Raw genomic sequence first — 22,734 nt, 5'->3', positions numbered from 1 at the left:
GACGCCATGGTCAGCATCGCGTTCATCGGCGCCGGGAGCGTCGTCTTCACCCGGCAGCTCGTCGCCGACATCCTGCGTTTCCCCGAGCTCGTGGACGCGCGTCTCGTGCTCCACGACATCGACCCCGAGCGGCTCGACGTCGCCGAGGCGACCGCGCGGCAGGTCGACCGCCAGCTCGGCGGCCGGGCCACCGTCGTCGCCATGGCGGACCGCCGGGCCGCGCTCGACGGCGCGGACTTCGTCATCAACATGATCCAGGTCGGCGGTGTCGACGCGACGATCGCCGACCTCGAGATCCCGGCCCGCCACGGCCTGCGCCAGACGATCGGCGACACGACGGGCGTTGGCGGCATCTTCCGCGCACTGCGCACGTTCCCCGTGCTCACCACGCTGGCCGCCGACATGCGCGAGCTCTGCCCGGACGCGTGGCTGCTGAACTACACCAACCCGATGGCGATGAACGTGTGGTGGCTGTCCGTGGTCGCCCCCGAGCTCAAGGTCGCCGGGCTGTGCCACAGCGTCTACTGGACCGCCCACGACCTCGCGGAGCTGGTGGGCGTTCCGGTGGAGGAGACCCGGTTCCGCGCGGCCGGCGTCAACCACCAGGCCTGGCTGCTGGAGTGGGAGCACGAGGGCCGGGACCTGTACCCGCTGCTGCGCGACCGGATCGCCGCCGAACCGGAGCTCGAGCGCCGGGTGCGCGTCGAGATGTTCCGGCGCCTCGGCTACTACCCCACGGAGACGAGCGAGCACTCCTCGGAGTACCTGTCGTGGTTCCTGCGCTCGGACGCGCAGATCGAGCGCTACCGGCTGGAGCCGCTGGAGTACGTCGGCATCAGCCGCGAGAACCTCGCCGAGCTCGACCGCGCCCGGAAGACCCTGGCCGAGGGCGGCGAGCTGGAGCTGGAGGAGGGTGCGAGCGAGTACGCGCCGCAGATCATCCACTCGCTGGTCACCGGGACGCGCCGCGAGGTGCACGTCAATGTCCCCAACCGCGGGCTGATCGACAACCTCGGGCAGGACGCCGTCGTCGAGGTGCCCGCGATCGTCGACGGTTCGGGCATCGCGCCCGTGCCGATGGGTTCGCTGCCGATCCAGTGCGCCGCCGTCAACCAGGCCTATGTCTCGGTCGGGCGGCTGACCGTGGAGGCCGCCCGCACCGGTGACCCGCTCCTGGTGCGCCAGGCCGCGCTCATGGACCCGAACACGGCCTCGACGCTGACCCCGGAGCAGATCTGGGCGGTCTGCGACGAGCTCACCGCCGCGCACGGCGACCTGCTGCCCGAGGCGCTGCGCACGCCCGCGCCGGCGGCCGCGCAGTGACCCTCGCGGCGACGGGCTCCCTGGTCGCCGACGCCGTGCGGGCCCAGGGCGCAGTACTCGCGTTCAACGTCATCACGCTGGAGCACGCGGAGGGGATAGTCCTGGGCCTCGAGGCGGCCGGCCTGCCCGGGATCCTCCAGGTCAGCGAGAACGCCGTGAACTTCCACGGCGGGCGGATGGCGCCGCTGGTGGCGGGGTGCCGCGAGGTCGCGGCGTCGGCGGGCGTGCCGGTCTCCGTGCACCTCGACCACGTCCAGGACCTGGAGCTGGCCCGCTCGGTGGTCGCGAACGCCTGGCCGCTCGGCGTCTCGTCGCTCATGGTGGACGCGGCGCACCTGGACTACGAGGACAACGTCGCGACGACGGCGGAGCTCGCCGCCGCCGGGCACCGCACCTCGCTGTGGGTCGAGGCCGAGCTGGGCGCGATCGGCGGCAAGGACGGCGCGCACGCGCCGGGCGTGCGCACCGACCCGGACGAGGCGGCGTCGTTCGTGGCGCGGACGGGCGTGGACGGCCTCGCCGTCGCCGTGGGCAGCTCGCACGCCATGACGAGCGCGACGGCGCAGCTCGACCTCGACCTGGTCGCCCGCCTCGCGGAGCGGCTGCCCGTGCCGCTCGTGCTGCACGGGTCCTCGGGGGTGCCGGTCCCGACGCTCCGGGCCGCCGTCGCAGCGGGGATCCGCAAGGTCAACGTCGGCACGGCGCTCAACGTGGGCTACACGGCCGAGGTGCGGCAGTACCTCGCGGCCGACGGTGCGGTGACCGACCCGCGCAAGTACCTGGCCCCGGCGCGGAACGCCGTGCGGGACGTCGTGGACCGCCTCAGCACGGACCTGCTGCACACCTGACGTACACAACCGTTGGTCGAGCTTGTCGAGACCTGGTGCGAGGGTCGACGTCGTACCGCCCGGTCAGGCGTCCCAGGCCTCGGTGAACTCGGCGAGGTTGATCTTGCCGTCGTCGTCGTTGTCGGCCTTGCCGAAGATCTGCTCGAGGTCCTTGTCGGAGGTCTCCTCGCCGCGCGTGGCCATGGCCTGACGGAACTCGTCGGCGGTGATCCGGCCGTCGCCGTCGCCGTCGAACTCGGTAAACGTACGGGTGAGCTCGTCGTTGGTGGTCATGGGCAATACCTCCGCAATGTCGGAAACAAAGTCGGAGAGTATGCAATCACAGATCGGTCGCGCGGTGGCCCCCGAAACGGGCTCGGTTCCGCTACGGTGCGGCGTGCGACTCGCCGACGTCCGGAGGACCAGACCATGAGGTTGTACGCAGCGGCGCCTGCCCGGTGCGCCCGTCAGGTGCTCGGTGACCTGATGATGCTCGCCTGGATCGCGGGCTGGGCCTGGGCGGGCCGCGCGACCCACGACGCGACGCTGACGCTCGGGCGGCCGGGCCTGGCGACGGCGTCGGCAGCCGACGAGATGGCCGGCCGGTTCCACGACGTGGAGGGGCGGATCGGCGGCATCCCGGGAGTGGGGGACAACCTGGCCGCGCCGTTCCGCGGCGCCGCCTCCGCCGCCGAGAGCCTGGCCGCCGCCGGCCGGTCCCAGGCCGAGACGGTGGCCGACATCGCGCTGCTGGTCGGGCTGGCGGTGTTCCTGGTCCCGGTGCTGCTGATCGCCGTGCTGTACGTGCCGTTCCGGGTCCGGTTCATCCGGCGCGCGACCGCCGCCCGGCGGTTCGCGGGCGCCGACCCGCAGCTGCTGGCCCTGCGCGCCCTGGCGAACCAGCCCCTGCGGTCCCTGACCCGGATCTCGGACGACCCGGTGGCCGCGTGGCGCGCCGGCGACCCGGCCGCCGTCCGCCAGCTGGCGGACCTGGAGCTCCGCTCCCTCGGCCTGAAACGTTGAGCCTTTCGCCGGTCGAGCTTGTCGAGACCCTTGTTGGGGCCAGGGCCTCGACAAGCTCGACCAGCGAGACTCGGACAGGCGCTCTACTTCGCGGAAGAAGCCAGCAGGGTTGCCAGGGCTGCCGGGCGGGTGAACATCGGCCAGTGGCCCGAGTCCAGGTCGACCAGCTCGACGTTCTTGGCCCGCGCGAGCTCCGGCACGTCGCCGGCCTCGATCCACTGCCTCGCCTGCTCGGGTGTGAACTCCGGGCACACGACGACCACCGGCACGTCGAACCGGCGCTCGTCGGTCAGGTGCACCACGCCCCGGGCGACCCCTTCGGGGACCGGGACCGCCTTGGCGGCCAGCGCAGCCTTGACCTCGTCGGAGAGGTCGGCGGAGTCCGGCCCCTCGAACGGTCCCCAGCCGGGGAACGGCATGACGCCGTCGGTCATCTCGAACAGGTCGGCGTAGAGCTTGCCGTCGTCCCACGGGAACCCGCCGATCAGCACCACGCCGGCGAGCTTCTCCGGGCGTGCGTCGGCGGCGAGCCAGGCCAGGGCGCACGCGGCCGAGTGGCCCACGACCAGCGGCTTCCCGGCTGCTGTGTTCACTGACGAGTCCACCGCCGCGAGCACCGCGGCGACCTGGTCGTCCAGCGTCGCCGTCGTCGAGCCGTCGCCCTGTCCGGGAAGCGCGACCGGCACCGCACGGTGGCCGAGCGCCTCGAGCTCGGGGACGACGTCGTCCCAGGCCGACGTGTCGAGCCAGAGGCCGCCGATGAGCAGGATGTCCATGATTTCTCTCCCGTGGTGAGTGCGGCAGGATGCCGTTGCGCACCACGTTAGAACCAGTTCCGGACGTTCTACTGCCGGATTGTTTTGGGATCCAGGGCCGATGAGTTTTCCGTCCCCGGTCGTCTGAGCTGGCAGAGGGCTGAAGCATCCGCCAGGCCACCACTACCCAGGAGAACCCCCATGAGCACCATCGTCGCCACCCACTTCGTCTCGCTCGACGGCAAGGTCGACCCGACCGGCGGTGATCCCGAGCTGCACGACACCGCGTGGACCTTCAAGACCGTCGCCCCGGCACCGGAGGCGTACGAGCTCAAGGGCCGTGAGCAGGAGGAGGCGGGCGCGCTGCTGCTGGGCCGTGCCAGCTACCAGATGTTCGCCCCCGTGTGGCCCGACATGGAGGAGTTCGTGCGCTACAACACCCTGCCCAAGTACGTCGTCTCGACGACACTCACCGAGGCGGACCTGACCGAGGGCTGGGGCGAGACCACCATCCTGCGCTCGCTGGACGACGTCGCGAAGCTCAAGGACTCGGACGTCGGCGAGATCCAGGTGCACGGCAGCGTCTCCCTGACCCGGGCGCTCGCGGACGCGGGTCTCGTCGACGCGTACCACCTGCTCGTGTTCCCGGTGCTGCTGGGCCAGGGCAAGCCGCTGTTCAGCGACGCCGACAAGGCGGCCCAGAAGCTCCGCCTCGTCGAGCACGAGGCCTACAGGAACGGCGTCCAGAAGCAGATCTTCGAGGTGGTCCGCTGACGGTCCGGTACCCCCGGCCGTAACGCGCGCTGACCGTGACATGCGATGACCGTCCCGGACCGATCGGTCCGGGACGGTCATCGCGCGTCTCAGCGGGGGACGGTCAGCTCACGCCGGTCAGCTCACGTCGCCGCGCCAGGCGCCCGTCTCGGTGCCGCGCGACTCGATGAACTCCTTGAACCGGTCGAGGTCACCCTGGACCCGGCGGTCGTCGAAGTTCAGGGCGCTGCCCACCTTCTCCGTGGCGTTGTCCGGCTCCCAGTCCAGCTGCACGGTGACCCGGGTCTGGTCGTCCTGCAGCCGGTGGAAGGTGACCACGCCGGCCTGCTGCGGCCCGGTCCTGCTCGTCCACGCGACCCGCTCGTCCGGATGCTGCTCGGTGATCTCGGCGTCGAACTCCCGCTCGACCCCGCCCACCTTCGTCTTCCAGTGCGTATGGGTCGGGTCGAGCTGGCGGATCTCCTCGACGCCCTCCATGAACCGCGGGAACTCCTCGAACTGCGTCCACTGGTTGTAGACCGTGCTGACGGGGACATGCACGTCGATCGACTTCGTGATGCTGGCCACGAGGCTCTCCTTTCGTCGGGTTCCTTCACCGTGACCCGGGTGGGACTCACTCGCACGTGCGCCGGGCACCCGCTTCGAACGCCCGCTCTGGGCGCCCTCCCGACCTGCCCGCTGGACATGGCCGTAGCCTGCTCGTGTGCCCTCCGAGATCAGCCCCACCGCGCGTGCGCTCCGTGCGCTGGAGGTCCTGCAGACCCGCCCCGGCACGACGGCGAACGAGCTCGCCGACCGGCTCGGTGTCACCGAGCGGGCCGCCCGGCGCTACGTCGAGATCCTGCGCGAGGCCGGCATCCCCGTCTCCTCGGCCCGCGGGCCGCACGGCGGCTACCGCCTCGGCCGCGGGACCCGGCTGCCGCCCGTCTCGTTCACCCAGACCGAGGCGCTCGGCCTGGTCATGGCGGTGCTCGACGGGCACCCCGACGCCGACGGCGACGACCTCGTCGACACCGCGCTCGGCAAGGTGATCCGGGCGCTGCCCGAGGACGTCGGCAGGCAGGCCGCCGCGCTGCGCGAGCACGCGTCCGCCGCGCCCGACCGGTTCGCCGCCCGCCCCGACACCACGGTCACCAGCGAGCTGGTCGCCGCGATCGCGGCCCGACGGCGCGTGCTGGTCACCTACCGCGGCGAGTCCGGCAGCGAGTGGGTCGCCGAGGTGGACCCGTGGGCCGTCGTCGTGCGCTACGGGCGCTGGTACCTCCTGTGCCACTCCCACCGCGCGGGCGCCACCCGCACCTACCGTGTCGACAGGGTCCACGCGGTCGAGCACACCGACCGGGGGTTCACGCCGCCCGACGGCCTCGATCCCGTCGCCTCGCTCGAGGAGCACCTGGGCACCGGATGGCAGTTCACCACCCGCGTCGTGTTCGACGCCCCGCTCGCCGACGTCGCCCCCTGGGTCGGCGCACAGATGGGACGGCTCGAGGCGGCCGACGACGGGTGCATGCTGGTCGGCAGCACGCGGAACCCGGCGATGTACGCGCAGGAGTGGCTGGCGAGCGTGCCCTACCCCTTCCGGGTCGAGGGCGGGCCGGAGCTCCAGGAGGCGGTCAGGGCGCTCGCCCAGCGGTTCGCCGCGGCAGTACCGGACCTGTGAACGACGGACCCGTGACCGGCGGGTTCGGGTCGAGCCGCAGGACCGGCTGTGGAAACATGCGGCCATGAGCGCACAACGCGTCTGCATCATCTGGAACCCGGTCAAGACGACCAGGGCCGACCTCGAGTCCGGGCTGAACCGGGCGGCCTCCGCCGCCGAGACGACGTTCGAGGCCATCTGGTTCGAGACGAGCGAGGACGACGCCGGCCAGGGCGTCACGGCGCAGGCGCTCGCGGCGGGCGCCGACCTGCTCGTGGTCGCCGGCGGGGACGGGACCGTCCGGGCCGTCGCCGAACGTCTCGCGGAGGCGGACACCGGCACCGAGCTGGCGATCGTCCCGCTCGGCACCGGCAACCTCCTGGCCCGGAACCTCGGCGTGCCGCTCAACGACATCTCTGGCGCCCTGACCCGGGCGTTCGGCGCCGAGGCGCGGGCCATCGACGTGGGCTGGCTGGAGATCGAGCTCCCCGGCGGGCCGGAACGGCACGCGTTCGCGGTGATGGCCGGGTTCGGCCTCGACGCGCACATGATCACGGAGACCGACGAGGACCTCAAGGACAAGGTGGGCTGGCTGGCCTACGTGGAGTCGATGGGGCGCGCGCTCGCCGCGAGCGACACCCTCGAGGTCCGGATCACCGCGGACGGCCAGGCGCACGGCGAGGACAGCGTGCACACGCTGCTCGTCGGCAACTGCGGCACGCTCCAGGGTGGCTTCAACCTGCTGCCCGACGCCGACCCCTCCGACGGCGAGCTCGACCTGCTCCTCCTGAGCGCGGACGGCGCGGCCGGCTGGCTCGACACGATGCGGAACCTTGTCTGGGACAACGGGATCAAGCGCCTCGCGACGGGCGGCAAGGTGGCCGAGAGCAGCGACAGCGCCACGCACCTCCGCGTGCGGAGCCTGGGGCTCGAGCTGATGGAGCCGCGGGTCTTCGAGATCGACGGCGAGGACCTGGGGGAGACCGCCCGGGTCAGCATCACCATCCAGCCAGGAGCGGTGCGGGTCCGCTGACCCGTCGGTGCTGCACCGTCCGCGCTGCACCGTCCGCGCGTTGCACGGGCCAGTCGCGGGCACATGCCCCAGGATGGTCGTGCAGGGCTGACGCCGAGCGCTGGAGCGGGCACAGCCGACACCGAGAGCACGGGAGGCATCACGATGGGGCGCAAGAAGCACACCGAGCACGCCGAGAAGGCCGCGCACGGCGGCGGAGGGCTCAAGAAGTTCCTCACGCTCGTCGCGATCGCGCTGACGGCGGCGGCGGTCGTGAAGGAGCTGCGCAGGCCGAAGGAGGAGCGGACCTGGCACGGCAAGATCGCCTCGGTCGTCCCCTACGAGCTGCGCGTCCCGACCCTGGAGCGCGCCCGGGAACGGCTCTGGAACCCTGACGCCGAGCACGTCGTCGGGCCCCGCGTGTTCGGCGTCGGCTGGAGCGTGAACATGGGCAAGGCCGTCGCGATGGTGCGCGAGAAGGCCGGCGTCTGACCCGTCGGCCCTGTCGGCCCCGCGGAGCCGTCAGCGCCGCGCCGTGACCTCCGGCTCGGCGTCGGCCCCGGCCGCATCGCCGACCGCGCTGTCGATGAACGGCCGCAGCAGCCCGGGGACGGCGGCGTCCGCGAGGGCGAGACCGTCCGCCACCGCCGCGTCGCGGACGGCGTACGCGCCGGTGCCCGCAGCGGTGGTGGCGACGACGGTGACGAGCCCGGCCCGGCGCTGGAACCACGACTGCCGGACGGTCCAGCCCACTATGCCGCGCCGCTGGAGCGCCACCGTCGCGCGCCGGACGGTGCCGCTACGTGTCACCAGATAGCCGGCCGGGTACGCGCCCGTGAGGGTGTGGCCCAGCGCGCGGTAGGCGTCGTTCGCGAGCGCGACCGCCACGGGGAGGAGCACCAGAGCGCTGATCCAGGCGACGTGGAGCAGCACGGGCGTGAGCAGCGCGCCGAGCACGAGCACCACCGCCTCGGTCACGAGCACCGTGCCGAGCGCCCAGCGCAGCCGCCGTCCCCTGGCCGCCTCGGGGTGCGGCGTGAGGGGCGCCGACGTCGGCGGCGCCGGCTCGCGCAGGACCTTCGCGGCCACCCGGTCGGCGAGCTCCTTCGGCGCGGTGGGCAGGAGGGTCCGGCTCTCCGTCTTGTCCTCGTCGTCCGTCGTGAGCCCGGTGGCGACGGCGTCCACGCGCGCGCCGCCGGCCAGGCGGGCGGCGAGCGGCTCGACGACCTCCAGCCCCCGGAGCCGGGACTCCTCCAGCATGATCGACCGGGTGGTGAGCAGGCCGCGCTGCACCTGCAGCGTGCCGTCGGCCTGGCGGTCCAGCGTGTGGTTCCACCAGGTCTCGACCCAGAGCGCCAGAGTGGCCACGCCGCCGACGACGAGCAGGGCGACGCCGAGCGCGAGGGCGACGAGCAGCACCGGGGCGAGACCGAACCACGACCCGACGACGTCGAGCACCCGCTGCTGCATCCCGAACCACTCGGCCACCTGGAGCAGGCCGCCGCCCGCGGCGGCGCCCAGCGCCGGGGTGAGGAACGACAGCGGGGCGAACCGGATCCACCCGCGGTCGAACCGGGCCAGCGACCCGTCGGCCGGCTCCGCGCCGCCGTCGGCGTCCGGCCGCGTGGCGTGCGCCAGCAGGGTGGCGCGCAGCGCCTCGGCGGACGCGCGGCGCACCGGCCAGAGCGTGACGGTGCCCTCGGCCCCGGCCTTCTCGCCGGTGCCGACCCGCACGGTCACCGCGCCGAGCACGCGCAGCACCGGGTCCGCCGTCAGGTCGACCGAGCGGATCCGCTCCCGGCGCAGGGCGAGACGCTTGCGGAACACGACGCCGGTGTGCACGTGGAACCGTTCGGCGTCGACGCGATAGCTGGTGACGCGCCACATCCACTCGCCGGACGCGGCCCCGGCGACGGTGATGACCACGAGGGCCGGCAGCACCCAGGCCAGGGCCGTGCCGACGGTGCTGCCGACGGCCACCCAGTAGCCCGTGACGAGTGCCGCGCCCGCGGTGGGCAGCGCGGTGTAGATCCCGCCGGCGAGGAAGGCCCGGCGGTCGAGCCGCTCCCATGGCAGGTCGTCCGCGCCGTCCGCCGTCCGCTCGGTGAGGACCGGCGCGGCGTCGTCCGTCACGTCGCGTCCTCGGGTGTGGCCCGCGTGGCGACGGTGAGCTCGGCGGCGAGGTCGGCGGCCGTCTCGGCGTCGAGTCCCTCGACCTTCACCGCGCCCTTCGCGGACGCCGTCGTCACCGTGAGCGTCGCCAGCCCGAAGCGCTGCTCCAGCGGCCCGCGGACCGTGTCGACGGTCTGGATCCGGGACAGCGGGGCGACCCGCCACTCCTGGAAGAACCAGCCGGTGCGCGTGTAGACCGCCTCCTCGGTGACCTCCCAGCGGTGGTGGCGGAACCACAGCCGGGGGAGGGCGAGCGCGGCGAGCACCCCCAGGACGGCAAGGATCCCGGCGGGGACGAGCAGCCATACGCGGGCCGGTGCGATGAGCAGACCCAGCACGCCGAGCGTCACGACGGGCACCGCCGTCCAGAGCGCGAGCTGCAGCGACCACCAGCCGACGGCGCGCGGGTCCACGGCATGCCGTGGCGGGCGCAGACGCAGGGGAGGGCTCGGACTGTCGTCGATCGTCGGCGCGGTCACGGCCCCCATCGTGCCAACCAGCGCGGGCGCCAGCAACGCCTTTGCGTACGGCGCGCAGCGCCGACAGGTCGGGTGAATTCGGGTCGATCGCTCGTGCCGACGGACTAGGGTCGGCGAAAAACGAGCGGGCCGGTGCAAGGCGTGGCCCGTCGCCGAGGCAATGGCGACTTGGTGCGAGAAGCTGTGCCAAGGAGGCAGACCCGTGATCCCTGACGGCGTACGTCGCACCCTGGGCGTGGACACGCCGTCCGCCGTCCGGGTGCTCGAGTACCTCGTGGCCCGCGACGGCGCCGACGAGACCGAGATCGCGCAGGCCATGGGTCTTGACCCCGACGAGCTGCGCCGGGCGCTCGCTACCCTCGACGGGAACGGGCTCGCCGTGCGACTGCCGGTCGTGCCAGGCGTCCCGGCCGGCGGGCGGTGGGCGGCGCTCCCGCCGCGGTCGGCCCTCACCACGCTGCTGGCCCGACGCCGGCTCGAGGTCGCCCTCTGGGAGCTGCACGCCGACGGCCTGGAGCGGGCGTACCAGCGGTCCACCGGCCAGGCGGGGACCCCGGGCCTCGTCGAGACCGTCGTCGGGGCGTCGCAGGTCGGATCCCTGTACTGGCACCTCATGGAGACCGCGACGCACGAGGTGCTGCACCTGGCCCGCCCGCCGTACCTCCAGCCCACGCCGGCGCTCCTCGACCAGGTGGAGCGGCCGGCCATGAGCCCGGCCGTGGAGCTGCGCAGCGTGTACGAGAGCGCCACGTTCACCGACCCGGTCTCGCTCGAGACGGCGCTCGGCGGGCTGACGACGGGCGCCGACCTGCGCCTGTCGCCGCAGGTCCCCCTCAAGCTCGTCGTCGTGGACCAGAAGATCGCCATGCTCCCGGCCGTGGGGGACGACGCCGGCGGCGCGTCCCTCGTGGTGCACGCCCCCGCGATCGTCGGGGCGCTCGTGGAGCTCTTCGAGCGGGTCTGGGACGCGGCGATGCCACAGTCCATGTGGGCGGCGCAGGGCGCACCGGCTCGTGCCGAGCCGCTGGACGACACGGCCGGAACCGCCACCCCGCAGCAGCGGCGCGCACCGCTGCGGCTGGAGCCGCGTACGCGGGCCATCCTCGACCTGATGGCGGGCGGGCTCACCGACGACGCGATCGCCCGGACCCTCGACGTCAGCCGGCGCACGGTCCAGGCGGAGGTCACCGCGCTCGCGGAGCGGCTGGGGGCCCGCACGAGGTTCCAGATCGGGGTGTTCGCTGCGGAGCAGGGCCTGCTGGCCCGGCCGAGCGCCTAGAGGTATCGCGCTGCTCATCTGCGCAACTGCGCATTGTGCACCTTGTACCGCAAAGTGCCACCTCGCACAGTGGTGTCCCAATCGACGGGCGCGAGGAAGCGGCCGGTTCTCACTGTTCATATCGGCCCGCGAGGGCCGTAGGAGGATCCATGCGCATCCACAGACCCCAGCGCGCTGTCGCCCTCGTGGCGGCGGCCGCCCTTCTCGGGGCCGCGGTCCCCGCCGCGCACGCGGCGCCGGTCGAGTCGCCGGGCAGCAGCACGGCGACCGCCCCGGCGCTCGACCCGGCACTCGACCCAGCACCCGACCTGGCACCCGACACGGAGACCCCCGCGCTCGTCGAGGGGCTCGCCGAACCGGCCGACGCTTCCGTCGCCCCGGCCACGGCCGCCCGGTCCCACCTCGAGGAGAACCGGTCCCGCTACGGGATCGCCGATCCCGACGCCACGCTGGTCACGGCCGACGTGCAGCGCGAGGACGGCCGCGAGACGGTCCGGCTGGACCAGCGGTACGAGAAGCTGCCCGTGCTGGGTGGCCAGTACGTCGTCCGCATGGAGAAGCGGGGCGGCGAGCGGACCGTCACGGGCACCTCGGGCTCGTACTTCACGGAGCTCGACGTCGACACGACGGCCCGGACGCTGCCGGTGGCCATCGCCGTCGAGCGGGCCGTGGAGAGCATCACCAAGAGCCTGTCCGGCGGCGCCGCCGTCGTCGCGGGCGGGGTCAGGCCGGGCACGGCGCCGTCGTCCGCGGACGACGGGCTGACCGGCACGGACAACGGCCTCGCCGTCGTCCCGACCGGCACCGGGGTGCTGGCCAGGCACGTCGTGGTCCGGGGCGCGGCGCCGGTCACGGGCGAGCCCGTGCTCACCGACGTGTGGGTCGACGCCGCGTCGGGCACCGTGCTGCTCAGCTCCAGCCGGGTGCGCACGCTCGCGGCGCCGGGGCAGCTCGCCGCCCTGCGCACGGACCGGGAGGCGACCGCGGGGCAGGGCGCCGCGGAGCCGCAGCTGTCGGTCAGCGGGTTCACGCCAGTGGTGGGGTCCGGGACCAAGGCGGACGGGACCGTCGTCGACCTCCCACTGCAGCGGGACGACGCCACGGGCGCCTACCTGACGGGGGACCTCACCCACACGTCCGCCGACGGGCGGACCGTCCCCATCACGACCTGGGACGCGACGCGCAACGACTACTACGACACGGCCGGCACGTGGCCCGAGGGCATCTCGCCGTTCGTGTCGCCGTCGAGCACGTTGGGCGCCGACCTGACGGACCTCGGCGCGGTCGACGCCCACTGGGCGGCGGGGCAGGTCTTCGAGTACTACAAGGTGGAGCACGGGCGCGACAGCCTGGACGACGAGGGCATGGCGCTGGACTCCTTCGTCGGCATCACCTACGGGGGCTCCCCGTTCGTCAACGCCTTCTGGGACGGCACCAAGATGGTGTACGGCACCGGCGACGCCGAGTACAAGTCGCTCGCGGCCGACCTCGACGTGGTGGGCCACGAGATGACGCACGGCGTCGTGGAGCACACCGCGGGGTTCTTCTACAGCGGGCAGCAGGGCGCCCTGAACGAGGCGATCGCCGACTACTTCGGCAACGCGATCGACGTGGACGTGTCCGGGACGCCGATGAGCGACCGGGAGGCGAGCCTCCTGGGCGGCGACCTGTGCCGCACCACGGCGCCGGCGGACTGCGCCCTGCGCGACCTCGACGACGGCATGACGACCGCCGACTTCAACCACCTGATCGACACCGACGCGCGGTTCGACTACGGCGGCGTGCACCTGAACTCGACGATCGTCTCGGGCGCGCTGTGGGACGTCCGCGAGGCGCTCGGCGGCGAGCTCGCCGACAAGATCGTCTACCGGGCGCTGACCGAGTACCTGACGCCGCTGTCCGACTTCGTGGACGGCCGTGAGGCGGTGGTCGCCTCCGCGCGGTCGTTCGGCCTGAAGGGCAGGCAGCTCAGGGTCGTCGAGCGGGCGTTCGACTCGCGCGGCGTCACCGCGGCGTGGGAGAAGAGCCTGCCGGGCAAGGGCACGTCGCCGCTCCTGGACCGGCTGGACACCGGGACGTACGTCGACATGCAGCCCTCCACAGGCGGCGGCTGGTGGGCCGTACCGCGGTCGAGCGCCGACGGCACGGAGCCGACGTCCATCTGGGTGGGCCGCACCGACGGCCGGGGTGAGCCCCGCGTGGTCTCCGGGAACGACGGGCGGACCAACAGCTTCGCGCAGACCGACGGCAAGCGCGTCGTCTGGCTCTCGATGGCCGCCGACTACTCGGACTACCGGATCATGTCCGCGCCGCTCACCGGCGGGTACACGAAGGTCCTGTACCGGACGACGAACCGGGTGACCGGGCTGGGCATGGACGGCGGCGTCACCTCCTGGTCGGAGACGAACGCCGACACCTGGCTGGACGAGGTGCACTACCTGACGGGCGGCTCCACGCGGGTGCACACCGTGGAGCACGACTGGTTCGGTCCGGCGACCGCGCCGGTCGTGAAGGCGGGCCGCATCGGGTACGTGCGGTACGAGATCTTCGAGCACGAGGACGGGAGCTGGGACTGGGCGCTCGGCGTCGAGGTGCACGACACCCGTACCAGCGAGACGGTCCTCGCGGGCCTGGACGAGGGAGCCGAGTCGGTGAGCTACCCGGCGCTCTCGACCCGGGGCGCCTACTGGGTGACCGACATCGACCCCGGGTACACCGAGGCGGGCGCGTGGCACAACTCGGTGCGGGCGTACTCGTTCGCCACGGGCGAGGGCGAGATCCTGTTCGACGAGACCTCGCCGCGGGCGAAGCGGGCCTGGTTGCTGACGGCGTCAGACACGGCGCTGACCATCACCGAGGACGCCCCGAAGGAGGTGTGGCAGTCCGCCACGCTGCCCTCGGACGCGCTCATGCCGCGCCTGAAGCAGTACACGCTCGACGGCCGGTACCTCGGTGAGGCCTCCTGCAGCCCCGGCGCGCAGATGTTCGCCGCGGCGGGCGAGGGCCGGACCGTGGTCTTCAAGTCCACGGCCACCTCGGTCACCGGGCTGGCGGTCGCCTCGGGAGCCAAGCGCTGCTGACCGGCTGAGGCTGTCCGACGACGGGGTGGTCACCTTCCGTACGGAGGGTGACCACCCCGTCGTCGTGCGCGGGTCCGTTCCGCGCGGGTCCGATGAGTCTCGCGGTGCCGGACGGTCTGACCAGGACCAGGACCTCGCCGGTGAGGTCCGCCCGCGAGCGTGGGTCCCGAGCACGGGACTCCGAGCGCGGGACCGCGCGGGACCAGGAGGAGCGAGCACATGGACAGGATCGAGGACCCCGTGGTGGCAGGGCTCGACGTGCGTTGGCCGGGCGACGCCGGGTTCGACGAGGCCCGCGCGGTGTGGAACGCGATGGTCGACCACCGGCCGGCGCTGATCGTCCGCTGCCGGCAGGCCGACGACGTCGTGGCGGCGCTCGCGCTGGCGCGGCGGGAGGGCCTGGAGGTCGGTGTCCGCTGCGGGGGCCACAGCGTCGTCGGGCACGGGGTTCCCGAGGGCGGGCTGATGATCGACCTGACGCCGATGGGTGCGGTCCGGGTGGACCCGGAGCGCAGGCGGGCGTGGGTGCAGGGCGGCGCGCTGCTGGGCGCGCTCGACGCGGCGACGCAGCCGTACGGGCTCGCCACGACGGCGGGCAACGCGTCGCACACCGGCGTCGGCGGGCTCACCCTGGGCGGCGGGATGGGCTGGCTGGCCAGGCAGTGCGGCCTGGCCTGCGACAACGTGGTCTCCTACGAGGTGGTCACGGCGGCCGGCGAGGTGGTCCGCGCGTCGGCCGACGAGCGGCCCGACCTGTTCTGGGCGCTGCGCGGCGGGGGCGGCAACTTCGGCGTCGTCACCGAGCTCGAGTTCCGGCTGCACGACGTCGGCACCCGTGCGCTCAGCGTCGAGCTCGACTTCCCGGTCGGGGGAGCGGTGCCGACCGTCGCACGGTGGCGCGACCTCGCCGCGCGGGCCCCGCGGGCGGCCACCTACACCGCCGGCGTGCACGACGGCGTGGTGGCGCTCGGTCTCGTGTGGGTCGGCGACCCGGAGGAGGGGCTGGCGCACGCGGCGGAGCTCGAGTCGGAGCTCGTGACGGTGCCGAGCACACCGGTGGCCCGCCGCGTCGAGGAGCTGTCCTACCTGGACCTCCAGACCCGGGAGGACAGCACGGCGGGCCACGCCGTGCGGCGCTACTGGAAGGGGCACTACCTCACCGACCTGTCCCTCGGCGCGATAGAGGCGCTGCTCGCCACCGAACCCGGCGTCCGGGCGGGCCTCCAGGCGTACGGCGGCGCCATCGCCGACGTGCCGGACGACGACGCCGCGTTCAGCCAGCGGGACACCCGCTTCGAGTACGTGGCGGCCACGGGCTGGACCGACCCGGCCGAGGACGCCGAGAGGATCGCGGCGGCGCGGGCCAGCGCGGCCCGCCTCGAACCCTTCGCCAGCGGCGTCTACGTCAACGTGCTCGGCGACGACGGCGCGGCCGGCGTCCAGCGGGCCTACCCGCCCGCGAAGCTCGCGCGCCTCGCCGCGGTCAAGGGTGTCTACGACCCGGACAACGTCTTCCACCTGAACCAGAACATCCCACCCGCGGCGGAGCCGGCGGGTTGATGCGCCGACCCCGCCGGGCGGCCCTCACTCCTCGCCGAACGAGCCCGCGAACTCCTCGATCGCGCTGACGACCTCGTCGAGGATCGCGAGATTCTCGGCCCGGGTGCCCGGCACCTCGAGGCTGTGGTCGGCGTCCTCCACCTCGAGGACGTCGGCCTCCGAGCCGTCCGCGAGCTCGCCGTCCCACAGGGGGTCGGCTGTGCCGCCGATCAGCAGGTGGTCCTCGTCCAGCTCGGCGGCCGTCTCCCGGACGTCGGGCGCCTGCTCGCTGGTGAGCACGGGGGTGAGCCAGACGCCCGGCAGGCCGAGGTGGACCGCCATCGGCATGGCGAGCGTGCCGAGGGACTTGGCCACGACCAGGTGCAGCGCGTCCTGACCGGGTGCGCCGCGGCCGTCGAGGATCTCCGCGTACGACTCACGCGCCGTGCCGAAGGACGGCCTGGCCGCCCACTCCAGGGTGCGGACCGTCCAGCCCAGGTCGCGCAGCGCGCTGCGCGCGTACCAGAGCAGCGGGGCCATGGCGGTGTAGCCGCTCCCGGGCAGGACCGTGACGACGCGGGCCGGGTCGGCTTCGGTCACGTGCAGGTCGTAGGCGGTCACCCGTTCATCATGGCAGGGCCTCGCGATTGCGGCCCCCGCACCCCGTTGCGAGCCGGACTGAGGCTCGCGATGGTGAGAATCATGGAGATATCACCCCCGCAGCAAGCCGCTGACCACGCGGGCACCGACCGCGCCGTCCGCCACCGCACGCTCGACCTGGACGGCGTGCGGGTGTTCTACCGCGAGGCCGGACCACCGGACGGGCCAGTGCTCCTGCTCCCGCACGGCTATCCCTGCTCGTCGTACGAGTTCCGCGACCTGATGCCGGCGCTCGCCGACCGATGGCGCACGGTCGCCCCCGACCTCCCGGGCTTCGGGTACAGCGGCACGCCCGGTCCGGCGACCTTCGACTACTCCTTCGACGGCTACGCGGGCTTCCTCGACGCGTTCTGCACCCGACTGGGCCTGGACCGGTACGCGCTGTACCTGCACGACTACGGCTCCCAGATCGGGCTGCGCCTCGCCATCCGGGCGCCCCGGCGGGTCGCCGCGCTGATCATCCAGAACGGCGACATCTACGAGGACGAGCTGGGGCCGAAGTACGAGGGGCTGCGGGCCTACTGGAAGAACCCGACGCCCGAGGGGCGCGCGGTGCTGGAGAACGCGGTGACCGAGGAGGGGTTCCGCGAGGAGTTCCTCAACGACGTGCGCGACGAGCTGGCCGAGCGCATCCCGCCCGAGCTGTGGACGGTGGCGTGGGCGCAGCTCCGGACCCCGGAACGCCGCGGCGTCATGGTGGGCCTGATGGAGGGGCTGCGCGAGAACCTGGACTGGTTCCCCCGCTACCAGGCGTACCTGCGCGAGCACCGGCCCCCGGCGCTCATCGCCTGGGGCCCGCAGGACGGCTACATGCCCGAGGGGGCGGCGCGGGCCTACCTGCGCGACCTGCCGGACGCCGAGCTGCACCTCCTCGACGGCGGCCACTGGCTGCTGGAGACGAACCTCGACGAGGTCGTCGAGCTGGCGCGCGACTTCCTCGGGCGGGTGCACGGCACGTCCTGACGGCGGAGTCTGACGGTGCCCAGCGGGCGAGAACCGCTTCTCGTGCGAGTGCCCCGGCCCGGGCACACGATGATCCCGGACCGGCCGAGGAGCGCCGCCGGTAGCCCGCACGGAGGAGGATCACCATGCCCGCGCCACGTCAGCACCTCGCCCGTCCGCCCCGCGCCGCCGGGCGCAGCACTCGCTACGCCGCGGGTCCGGTCGCGGCCGGGATCCTCGCCCTGCTGCTCGGGACGACGGGCTGTGCCACCGGCATCGGTGCGGAGGACGGAGCAGGGTCCGACGTCGACTTCGGGGCCTCGCCGTCGCCCGGCGGCACGCTCCAGGTCATGGGGTTCGGCACCGGTGACGAGATCGGCGAGGTCCGGCACGAGCGCGCGACCGAGGCCCTCGGGATCGACGTCAAGCTGTCCGAGGGGGCGCTGGACCCGCAGGCGTTCCTGTCCGCAGCGGCGGCGGGCAACCCGCCCGACCTGATCTACGCCGAGCGCGACCAGATCGGCACCTTCGCGTCACGCGGCGCCGTCCTGCCGCTGTCGGCCTGCGTCGAGGAGCAGGGGATCGACACCGACGCGTTCGTCGACCCGGCGCTGGCCGAGGTGACCTTCGACGACGAGCTCTACGGCATCCCCGAGTTCAACATGGTGCAGATCACCATGGCCAACGCCGACCTCCTCGCGGACGCGGGCCTGAGCGTCGCCGACGTCGACGGGTCCGACCCGGACGCCGTGCTGGCCGCCACCGAGGCGATGACGCGGCGCGACGGCGGCAAGCTGTCGGTCATCGGCGTCGACTCGAAGCTGCCCGAGTTCCTGCCGCTGTGGGCCAAGGGCCGCGGTGTCGACCTCCTGTCCGAGGACGGCCGCACCGCGCAGCTCGACGACCCCGCCGTCGTGCAGGCGCTGGAGGACGCGGTAGCCGTCTACGACGCGCAGGGCGGGTTCCCCAAGGTCAAGACCTTCCGCGACTCGGCGGACTTCTTCGGCGAGGGCAACCAGTTCGCCACCGGCCAGCTCGGCGCCATGGCGATGGAGCAGTGGTACGTCAACGTGCTGAACGAGAGCTCCCCGGACGCCCCGCTGGCCTTCGGCCCCGTCAAGGGCCCCGACGGCGAGGTGCACGCCTATGCGACGGGTTCGGCCTGGGCGATCCCCGTCGGGGCGAAGGACCCGGCAGCCGCCTGCGCGTACGCCGCCCGCATGACCGAGACGGAGGCCTGGACCGAGGCCGCGCAGGCCCGGGCGGATGCTCGCGAGGCCGACGGACTGGTGTTCACCGGCGTCCTGACCGGCAACGAGGAGGCCGACGCCCAGATCCGCGAGACGCTCGTGCCCGCCGATCCGCCCGCGCCATGGGGCGACGCCGTCGACGCGATGTACGAGGCCAACGACCACACGTTCACGCTGCCCGCCAACCCTGCGGGCGCCGAGTTCGAGACCGCGTGGCAGGACGCCGTCAACCGCGTGCTCAACGGCCAGCAGGAACCCGCCGAGGCGCTGGCCCAGGCGCAGGAGGAGGCACAGTCCGCCCTCGACGAGGCGTGGGCGACGTGGGACGAGAAGCAGTGACGGCTGCGCGTCCCAGCGCCCGCGCCCGCCGCGAGCGCAACGCCGGCCTGGCCTTCATCAGCCCCTGGATCGTCGGCTTCCTGGTCTTCACGGCCTGGCCGATCTTCTACAGCGCCTACCTCTCCCTGACCGACTACGACGTGCTGACCGACCCGTCGTTCGTCGGCCTGGAGAACTACGAGCGCATGGCGGTCGACCCGCAGGTGCGCCTCGCGCTGTGGAACACGCTCCAGTACACGGTGGTCCAGGTGCCCCTGTACGTGCTGGTCGCCCTCGCGCTCGCGCTGCTGCTGCACCAGGCGGGACGCGCGTCCGGGTTCTTCCGCACGGCGTTCTTCGTGCCCAAGATGACGCCGCCGGTCGCCGTCGGGGTGCTGCTGCTCCTGCTGTTCAACGGCGAGTACGGACTCGTGAACGAGGCCCTGGGCGCCGTCGGCATCGACGGGCCCAGCTGGACCACCGACCCGAACTGGATCAAGCCGGGCCTCGCCCTGGTGAGCCTCTGGTCCGTCGGCGCCGCCGTCGTCATCCTGCTGGCCGCGCTGCAGGACGTGCCCGTCGAGCTGTACGACGCCGCCCGCGTCGACGGGGCCGGCTGGTGGCGCCGCACCCGCACCGTCACGCTGCCCATGATCAGCGGCGCCCTGTTCTTCGTCACCGTGGTCAACACCATCGCCGCGTTCCAGATGTTCACCGAGGCGTACTCGGCGTACTTCGGCGCGGGCAGCTCGACCTACTCCAACGACGCCGCCCTGTTCTACGTGATCTACCTGTTCCGCGAGGGCTTCGCCGAGCTGCACATGGGCTACGCCTCCGCGCTCGCATGGCTCCTGTTCGTCGTCATCATGCTGGTCACCGCGGTACAGCTGCTCGTGTCACGCAGAGTCGTCTACTACGAGGGGGAGCAGCGATGACCGCCGCACGCCAGAGCCGGCGCTGGGCGCGCGTCCCGGTCCTCGTCGCCCTGGTCGCGCTCACCGTCGTCTTCGTCTACCCGCTGGTGTGGCTCCTGTCGGCGTCCTTCAAGCCGCGGGGCGAGATCTTCGACAACCGGCTCGTACCGCAGCACCCCACGCTCCAGAACTACCTCACCGTGTGGGAGTCCGCGCCCCTCGCCCTGTGGCTCGGCAACACGCTGGTCGTGACGGCGCTCGCGGCGACCACCGTGACCGTCTCCAGCGCCCTGGTCGCGTGGGGCTTCGCGCACTACCGGTTCCGGGGCCGGGGGCCGCTGTTCGGCGTGGTGCTCGCGACGATGATGCTGCCGGGTGCCGTCACGCTCATCCCGACCTATCTGATCTGGCACCGGCTGGGGTTCGTGGGCACCAACGTGCCGCTCTGGGCGGGCAACCTCTTCGCGAGCGCGTTCTACGTGTTCCTGCTGCGGCAGTTCTTCCTCAGCCTGCCCCGCGAGCCCTTCGAGGCGGCCCGGCTCGACGGTGCGAGCGAGTGGAAGCTGTTCTGGCTGGTCGCGGTGCCGCTGTGCCGGCCGGCGCTCGTGCTGACGTTCCTCTTCGAGGCGCAGGCCTCCTGGACGGACCTGATGCGCCCGCTGGTGTACCTGCAGGACTCGGCGACGTTCACTGTGCCGCGTGGGCTCAAGGCCGTGATCGACCAGTTCGGCCCGGGCGGCGAGTCGCAGTGGGAGGTGGTCGTGACGGCGTCGGTCATCACCACCGTGCCGATGATCCTGCTGTTCTTCGCGGGGCAGCGGTACTTCGTGCAGGGGATCGCGACGACCGGTTCGAAGGGTTAGCGCGTGCGGTTCGCCCGCAGGATCTCCTCCTGGTACGGGGCGACGACGTCTCCCGAGACCCGGCAGTCGAGCAGCAGGAACCGACGGTCGGCGACCGGCTCGGCGGCCCACGTCGCGAGGCGGTCCAGGTCGGCGAGCGAGCGGACGACGACGCCCTCCGCGCCGACCGCCTCCGCGAGCGCCGCGAAGTCGGTCTCGGGGATGAGCATCGGTTCCTTGGTGATGCCCTGCCGCCCGTAGACGTGCACCTCGGCCCCGTAGGCGGCGTCGTTCCAGACGACGGTGATGCCGCGCCCGCCGGCGGTGCGCACCGCGGTCTCGAGGTCGGCGAGCGCCATCAGCCCGCCGCCGTCGCCGGTGGTGAGCACGACGGCGTCGTCGGGCCGGGCCGCCGCGGCGCCGGCGACGCTGGGGAAGCCCAGCCCGATGGACTGGTAGGCGGTGCCGACCATCACCATGCGGTCGGGGGAGGCGACCGGCCAGTACATGTTGGCCCAGCCGATGAAGTGGCCGCCGTCCGAGACGACCACGCGCTGCGCGGGCAGCAGGTCGGCGAGGCGGTGCGCGACGGCGCGCGGGTCGAGGCGGCCGTCGGGGGCGATCCCGTCGGCGGGGCCGGTGTCGTAGCGCCGGGCCGCTGCGACGTCCACGGTCTCGCGCCAGCCGGACGGCTTGGCGGCCAGGGTGTTCAGCTCGTCCAGGAGGATGCGGGTCACGAGGGCGGCGTCGCCCCGGACGAAGCCCCCGACATGGCGGTGCGTCGCGGCGGGCGCGGTGTCGACCTGGACGACGCGGGTGCCGGGTGCGAACAGGTCGCCGAACCGCATGGTGAACTGGTTGAGCGACGCCCCGACCACGACGGCGACGTCGGCCTCGCGCACCAGCTCCATCGCCCGCTCGGCGCCGAAGCCGCCCGCGACGCCCAGGTCGTACCGGCCGTCGGGGAAGACCCCCCGCCCCAGCGCGGTGGTCGCGGTCAGCGCCCCGGTCGCCTCCGCGAGGTCGCCGAGCGCCGGGCCCGCGCCGGCGAGCCAGGCGCCCCGCCCGGCGAGCAGCAGCGGCCGCTCCGCGGTGGCGAGGTGCTTGGCGAGGTCGGTGATGGCGGCGGCGTCGAACGGTCCGGTCGGGGCCATCGGTGCGGGGAGCGTGGGCTCCGGCGCGTCGGGGATGGGCCCGGCCTCCAGCGCGGCGACGTCGTAGGGGATGGCCAGCACCACGGGCACGCGGTAGGTCAGGGAGTGCTCGATGGCGATGACGCTCGTGGCCGCGGCGTCCGCGCGGCCGACGGTATAGGTGCGGGCGCCGACGGCGGCCGCGAGCGCTATCTGGTCCACGTCCCAGGGCCGGGGGCCCGACGTCGGCTCGTCGCCGGCCAGCAGCACGAGCGGCACGCGGGCCGCGGCGGCCTCGGCGAGGGCGGTCAGCGCGTTGGTGAACCCGGCGCCGTAGGTCGCGGTGGCGGCGGCGATGCGGCCCGACGCCCGGAAGTGGGCGTCGGCGGCGACCACACCACCCGCCTCGTGGCGGACGGCCGTGAACCGGGCCTGCGTCGAGCGGGTGAGGTCGTCGAGGAACCAGGCGTTGCCGTTGCCCATGACCCCGAAGACGTGGTCGACGTGGCGGGCAACGGTACGGGCGACGTGTGCGGACACGGTGGGCACGGGGGCCTCCAGGGAAACAGTGACGGATGAGTGGTGCGGTCCGTATGTGTCCCGTGCGGCCCGGCCGGCGGGCTGCCGCGCGCCCCTTTTTCGAGCGCAGGCGGTTCGTCCGCCTTGACGCTCCGAAGTATAGCTACGCCCTCTCGGCCGCTCTCGACGCGGAAGCGCTTCGACGAGTTCATGCCAAACGATGGACATTTCTGAAACTTCACCCCATCATTGGT

Annotated in this window: 21 protein-coding genes; 14 read left to right on the top strand and 7 right to left on the bottom strand. The window is 73.2% G+C overall.

Annotated elements, in window-relative coordinates; genetic code table 11:
• Positions 1-6: 6 nt before the first annotated feature.
• Positions 7-1,323, top strand: a complete 1,317-nt coding sequence (locus ACNYC2_RS15225; RefSeq protein WP_419702606.1) for an alpha-glucosidase/alpha-galactosidase — start codon at positions 7-9, stop codon at positions 1,321-1,323.
• A complete protein-coding gene (locus tag ACNYC2_RS15220; RefSeq protein ID WP_419702605.1) occupies positions 1,320-2,171 on the top strand; it encodes a class II fructose-bisphosphate aldolase in 852 nt (283 codons plus the stop codon). The genes ACNYC2_RS15225 and ACNYC2_RS15220 overlap by 4 nt, the downstream gene beginning before the upstream one ends.
• Before the next feature lie 63 nt (positions 2,172-2,234).
• Here ACNYC2_RS15220 and ACNYC2_RS15215 read toward each other — a convergent pair whose 3' ends face one another.
• Complete coding sequence (locus ACNYC2_RS15215; RefSeq protein WP_419702604.1) at positions 2,235-2,444, bottom strand: EF-hand domain-containing protein; 210 nt, start codon at positions 2,442-2,444, stop codon at positions 2,235-2,237.
• Between the two features lie 135 nt (positions 2,445-2,579).
• Here ACNYC2_RS15215 and ACNYC2_RS15210 point away from each other — a divergent pair, with 135 nt between their 5' ends.
• Positions 2,580-3,173, top strand: a complete 594-nt coding sequence (locus ACNYC2_RS15210) for a hypothetical protein (protein WP_419702603.1) — start codon at positions 2,580-2,582, stop codon at positions 3,171-3,173.
• Positions 3,174-3,256: 83 nt separating this feature from the next.
• Here ACNYC2_RS15210 and ACNYC2_RS15205 read toward each other — a convergent pair whose 3' ends face one another.
• Complete coding sequence (locus tag ACNYC2_RS15205; protein ID WP_419702602.1) at positions 3,257-3,949, bottom strand: alpha/beta fold hydrolase; 693 nt, start codon at positions 3,947-3,949, stop codon at positions 3,257-3,259.
• Positions 3,950-4,129: 180 nt separating this feature from the next.
• Between ACNYC2_RS15205 and ACNYC2_RS15200 the strand changes: the two genes are divergently transcribed.
• Complete coding sequence (locus tag ACNYC2_RS15200) at positions 4,130-4,702, top strand: dihydrofolate reductase family protein (RefSeq protein ID WP_419702601.1); 573 nt, start codon at positions 4,130-4,132, stop codon at positions 4,700-4,702.
• A gap of 117 nt (positions 4,703-4,819) precedes the next feature.
• Here the strand turns inward: ACNYC2_RS15200 and ACNYC2_RS15195 are convergent, their stop codons facing one another.
• Positions 4,820-5,269 (bottom strand): SRPBCC family protein, encoded by a 450-nt coding sequence (locus ACNYC2_RS15195; RefSeq protein ID WP_419702600.1) that lies wholly within the window; start codon positions 5,267-5,269, stop codon positions 4,820-4,822.
• A gap of 136 nt (positions 5,270-5,405) precedes the next feature.
• Between ACNYC2_RS15195 and ACNYC2_RS15190 the strand changes: the two genes are divergently transcribed.
• From ACNYC2_RS15190 to ACNYC2_RS15180, 3 genes are all read left to right on the top strand, one after another.
• Positions 5,406-6,362, top strand: a complete 957-nt coding sequence (locus tag ACNYC2_RS15190; RefSeq protein ID WP_419702599.1) for a helix-turn-helix transcriptional regulator — start codon at positions 5,406-5,408, stop codon at positions 6,360-6,362.
• Positions 6,363-6,426: 64 nt separating this feature from the next.
• Complete coding sequence (locus ACNYC2_RS15185) at positions 6,427-7,374, top strand: diacylglycerol/lipid kinase family protein (protein ID WP_419702598.1); 948 nt, start codon at positions 6,427-6,429, stop codon at positions 7,372-7,374.
• Between the two features lie 144 nt (positions 7,375-7,518).
• Complete coding sequence (locus ACNYC2_RS15180; RefSeq protein WP_419702597.1) at positions 7,519-7,845, top strand: DUF5808 domain-containing protein; 327 nt, start codon at positions 7,519-7,521, stop codon at positions 7,843-7,845.
• A gap of 30 nt (positions 7,846-7,875) precedes the next feature.
• On the opposite strand, the gene ACNYC2_RS15175 is transcribed toward ACNYC2_RS15180, so the two are convergent.
• Both ACNYC2_RS15175 and ACNYC2_RS15170 read right to left on the bottom strand, forming a co-directional pair.
• Positions 7,876-9,486, bottom strand: a complete 1,611-nt coding sequence (locus ACNYC2_RS15175) for a PH domain-containing protein (protein WP_419702596.1) — start codon at positions 9,484-9,486, stop codon at positions 7,876-7,878.
• Positions 9,483-10,004: a PH domain-containing protein gene (locus ACNYC2_RS15170; protein ID WP_419702595.1), complete on the bottom strand. Its 522-nt coding sequence runs from the start codon at positions 10,002-10,004 to the stop codon at positions 9,483-9,485. The genes ACNYC2_RS15175 and ACNYC2_RS15170 overlap by 4 nt, the downstream gene beginning before the upstream one ends.
• A 202-nt stretch (positions 10,005-10,206) precedes the next feature.
• Here ACNYC2_RS15170 and ACNYC2_RS15165 point away from each other — a divergent pair, with 202 nt between their 5' ends.
• The 3 genes from ACNYC2_RS15165 (at position 10,207) to ACNYC2_RS15155 (ending at position 15,923) form a co-directional block, all read left to right on the top strand.
• Positions 10,207-11,283: a LuxR C-terminal-related transcriptional regulator gene (locus ACNYC2_RS15165; RefSeq protein ID WP_419702594.1), complete on the top strand. Its 1,077-nt coding sequence runs from the start codon at positions 10,207-10,209 to the stop codon at positions 11,281-11,283.
• 149 nt (positions 11,284-11,432) lie between these two features.
• Positions 11,433-14,363: a M4 family metallopeptidase gene (locus ACNYC2_RS15160; RefSeq protein WP_419702593.1), complete on the top strand. Its 2,931-nt coding sequence runs from the start codon at positions 11,433-11,435 to the stop codon at positions 14,361-14,363.
• A 219-nt stretch (positions 14,364-14,582) separates the two neighbouring features.
• Positions 14,583-15,923 (top strand): FAD-binding oxidoreductase, encoded by a 1,341-nt coding sequence (locus ACNYC2_RS15155; protein WP_419702592.1) that lies wholly within the window; start codon positions 14,583-14,585, stop codon positions 15,921-15,923.
• 24 nt (positions 15,924-15,947) lie between these two features.
• Here the strand turns inward: ACNYC2_RS15155 and ACNYC2_RS15150 are convergent, their stop codons facing one another.
• Entirely contained in the window at positions 15,948-16,523 is a 576-nt protein-coding gene (locus ACNYC2_RS15150; RefSeq protein ID WP_419702591.1) for a hypothetical protein, read from the bottom strand.
• Positions 16,524-16,604: 81 nt separating this feature from the next.
• Between ACNYC2_RS15150 and ACNYC2_RS15145 the strand changes: the two genes are divergently transcribed.
• The 4 genes from ACNYC2_RS15145 (at position 16,605) to ACNYC2_RS15130 (ending at position 20,849) form a co-directional block, all read left to right on the top strand.
• Entirely contained in the window at positions 16,605-17,525 is a 921-nt protein-coding gene (locus ACNYC2_RS15145) for an alpha/beta fold hydrolase (protein ID WP_419702590.1), read from the top strand.
• 125 nt (positions 17,526-17,650) lie between these two features.
• Positions 17,651-19,093, top strand: a complete 1,443-nt coding sequence (locus ACNYC2_RS15140) for an extracellular solute-binding protein (protein ID WP_419702589.1) — start codon at positions 17,651-17,653, stop codon at positions 19,091-19,093.
• Positions 19,090-20,007, top strand: a complete 918-nt coding sequence (locus tag ACNYC2_RS15135; RefSeq protein WP_419702588.1) for a carbohydrate ABC transporter permease — start codon at positions 19,090-19,092, stop codon at positions 20,005-20,007. Before ACNYC2_RS15140 ends, ACNYC2_RS15135 begins: the two co-directional genes overlap by 4 nt.
• Positions 20,004-20,849 carry a carbohydrate ABC transporter permease gene (locus tag ACNYC2_RS15130; RefSeq protein WP_419702587.1) on the top strand — a complete coding sequence of 282 codons (846 nt, stop codon included), beginning with the start codon at positions 20,004-20,006 and terminating at the stop codon, positions 20,847-20,849. The genes ACNYC2_RS15135 and ACNYC2_RS15130 overlap by 4 nt, the downstream gene beginning before the upstream one ends.
• Here ACNYC2_RS15130 and ACNYC2_RS15125 read toward each other — a convergent pair.
• Positions 20,846-22,510, bottom strand: a complete 1,665-nt coding sequence (locus tag ACNYC2_RS15125; protein WP_419702586.1) for a thiamine pyrophosphate-binding protein — start codon at positions 22,508-22,510, stop codon at positions 20,846-20,848. The genes ACNYC2_RS15130 and ACNYC2_RS15125 overlap by 4 nt on opposite strands.
• Positions 22,511-22,734: the final 224 nt, after the last annotated feature.

The organism is Promicromonospora sp. NFX87, from assembly GCF_048564965.1.
Lineage (GTDB): Bacteria > Actinomycetota > Actinomycetes > Actinomycetales > Cellulomonadaceae > Promicromonospora.
This window is presented reverse-complemented; position numbering and strand designations above follow the sequence as displayed.

Coding starts and splice junctions, on each gene's coding strand:
- ACNYC2_RS15225 (WP_419702606.1), top strand. CDS start 7: ATGGTCAGCATCGCGTTCATCGGCGCCGGGAGCGTCGTCTTCACCCGG.
- ACNYC2_RS15215 (WP_419702604.1), bottom strand. CDS start 2,444: ATGACCACCAACGACGAGCTCACCCGTACGTTTACCGAGTTCGACGGC.
- ACNYC2_RS15210 (WP_419702603.1), top strand. CDS start 2,580: ATGAGGTTGTACGCAGCGGCGCCTGCCCGGTGCGCCCGTCAGGTGCTC.
- ACNYC2_RS15205 (WP_419702602.1), bottom strand. CDS start 3,949: ATGGACATCCTGCTCATCGGCGGCCTCTGGCTCGACACGTCGGCCTGG.
- ACNYC2_RS15200 (WP_419702601.1), top strand. CDS start 4,130: ATGAGCACCATCGTCGCCACCCACTTCGTCTCGCTCGACGGCAAGGTC.
- ACNYC2_RS15185 (WP_419702598.1), top strand. CDS start 6,427: ATGAGCGCACAACGCGTCTGCATCATCTGGAACCCGGTCAAGACGACC.
- ACNYC2_RS15180 (WP_419702597.1), top strand. CDS start 7,519: ATGGGGCGCAAGAAGCACACCGAGCACGCCGAGAAGGCCGCGCACGGC.
- ACNYC2_RS15160 (WP_419702593.1), top strand. CDS start 11,433: ATGCGCATCCACAGACCCCAGCGCGCTGTCGCCCTCGTGGCGGCGGCC.
- ACNYC2_RS15155 (WP_419702592.1), top strand. CDS start 14,583: ATGGACAGGATCGAGGACCCCGTGGTGGCAGGGCTCGACGTGCGTTGG.
- ACNYC2_RS15145 (WP_419702590.1), top strand. CDS start 16,605: ATGGAGATATCACCCCCGCAGCAAGCCGCTGACCACGCGGGCACCGAC.
- ACNYC2_RS15140 (WP_419702589.1), top strand. CDS start 17,651: ATGCCCGCGCCACGTCAGCACCTCGCCCGTCCGCCCCGCGCCGCCGGG.
- ACNYC2_RS15130 (WP_419702587.1), top strand. CDS start 20,004: ATGACCGCCGCACGCCAGAGCCGGCGCTGGGCGCGCGTCCCGGTCCTC.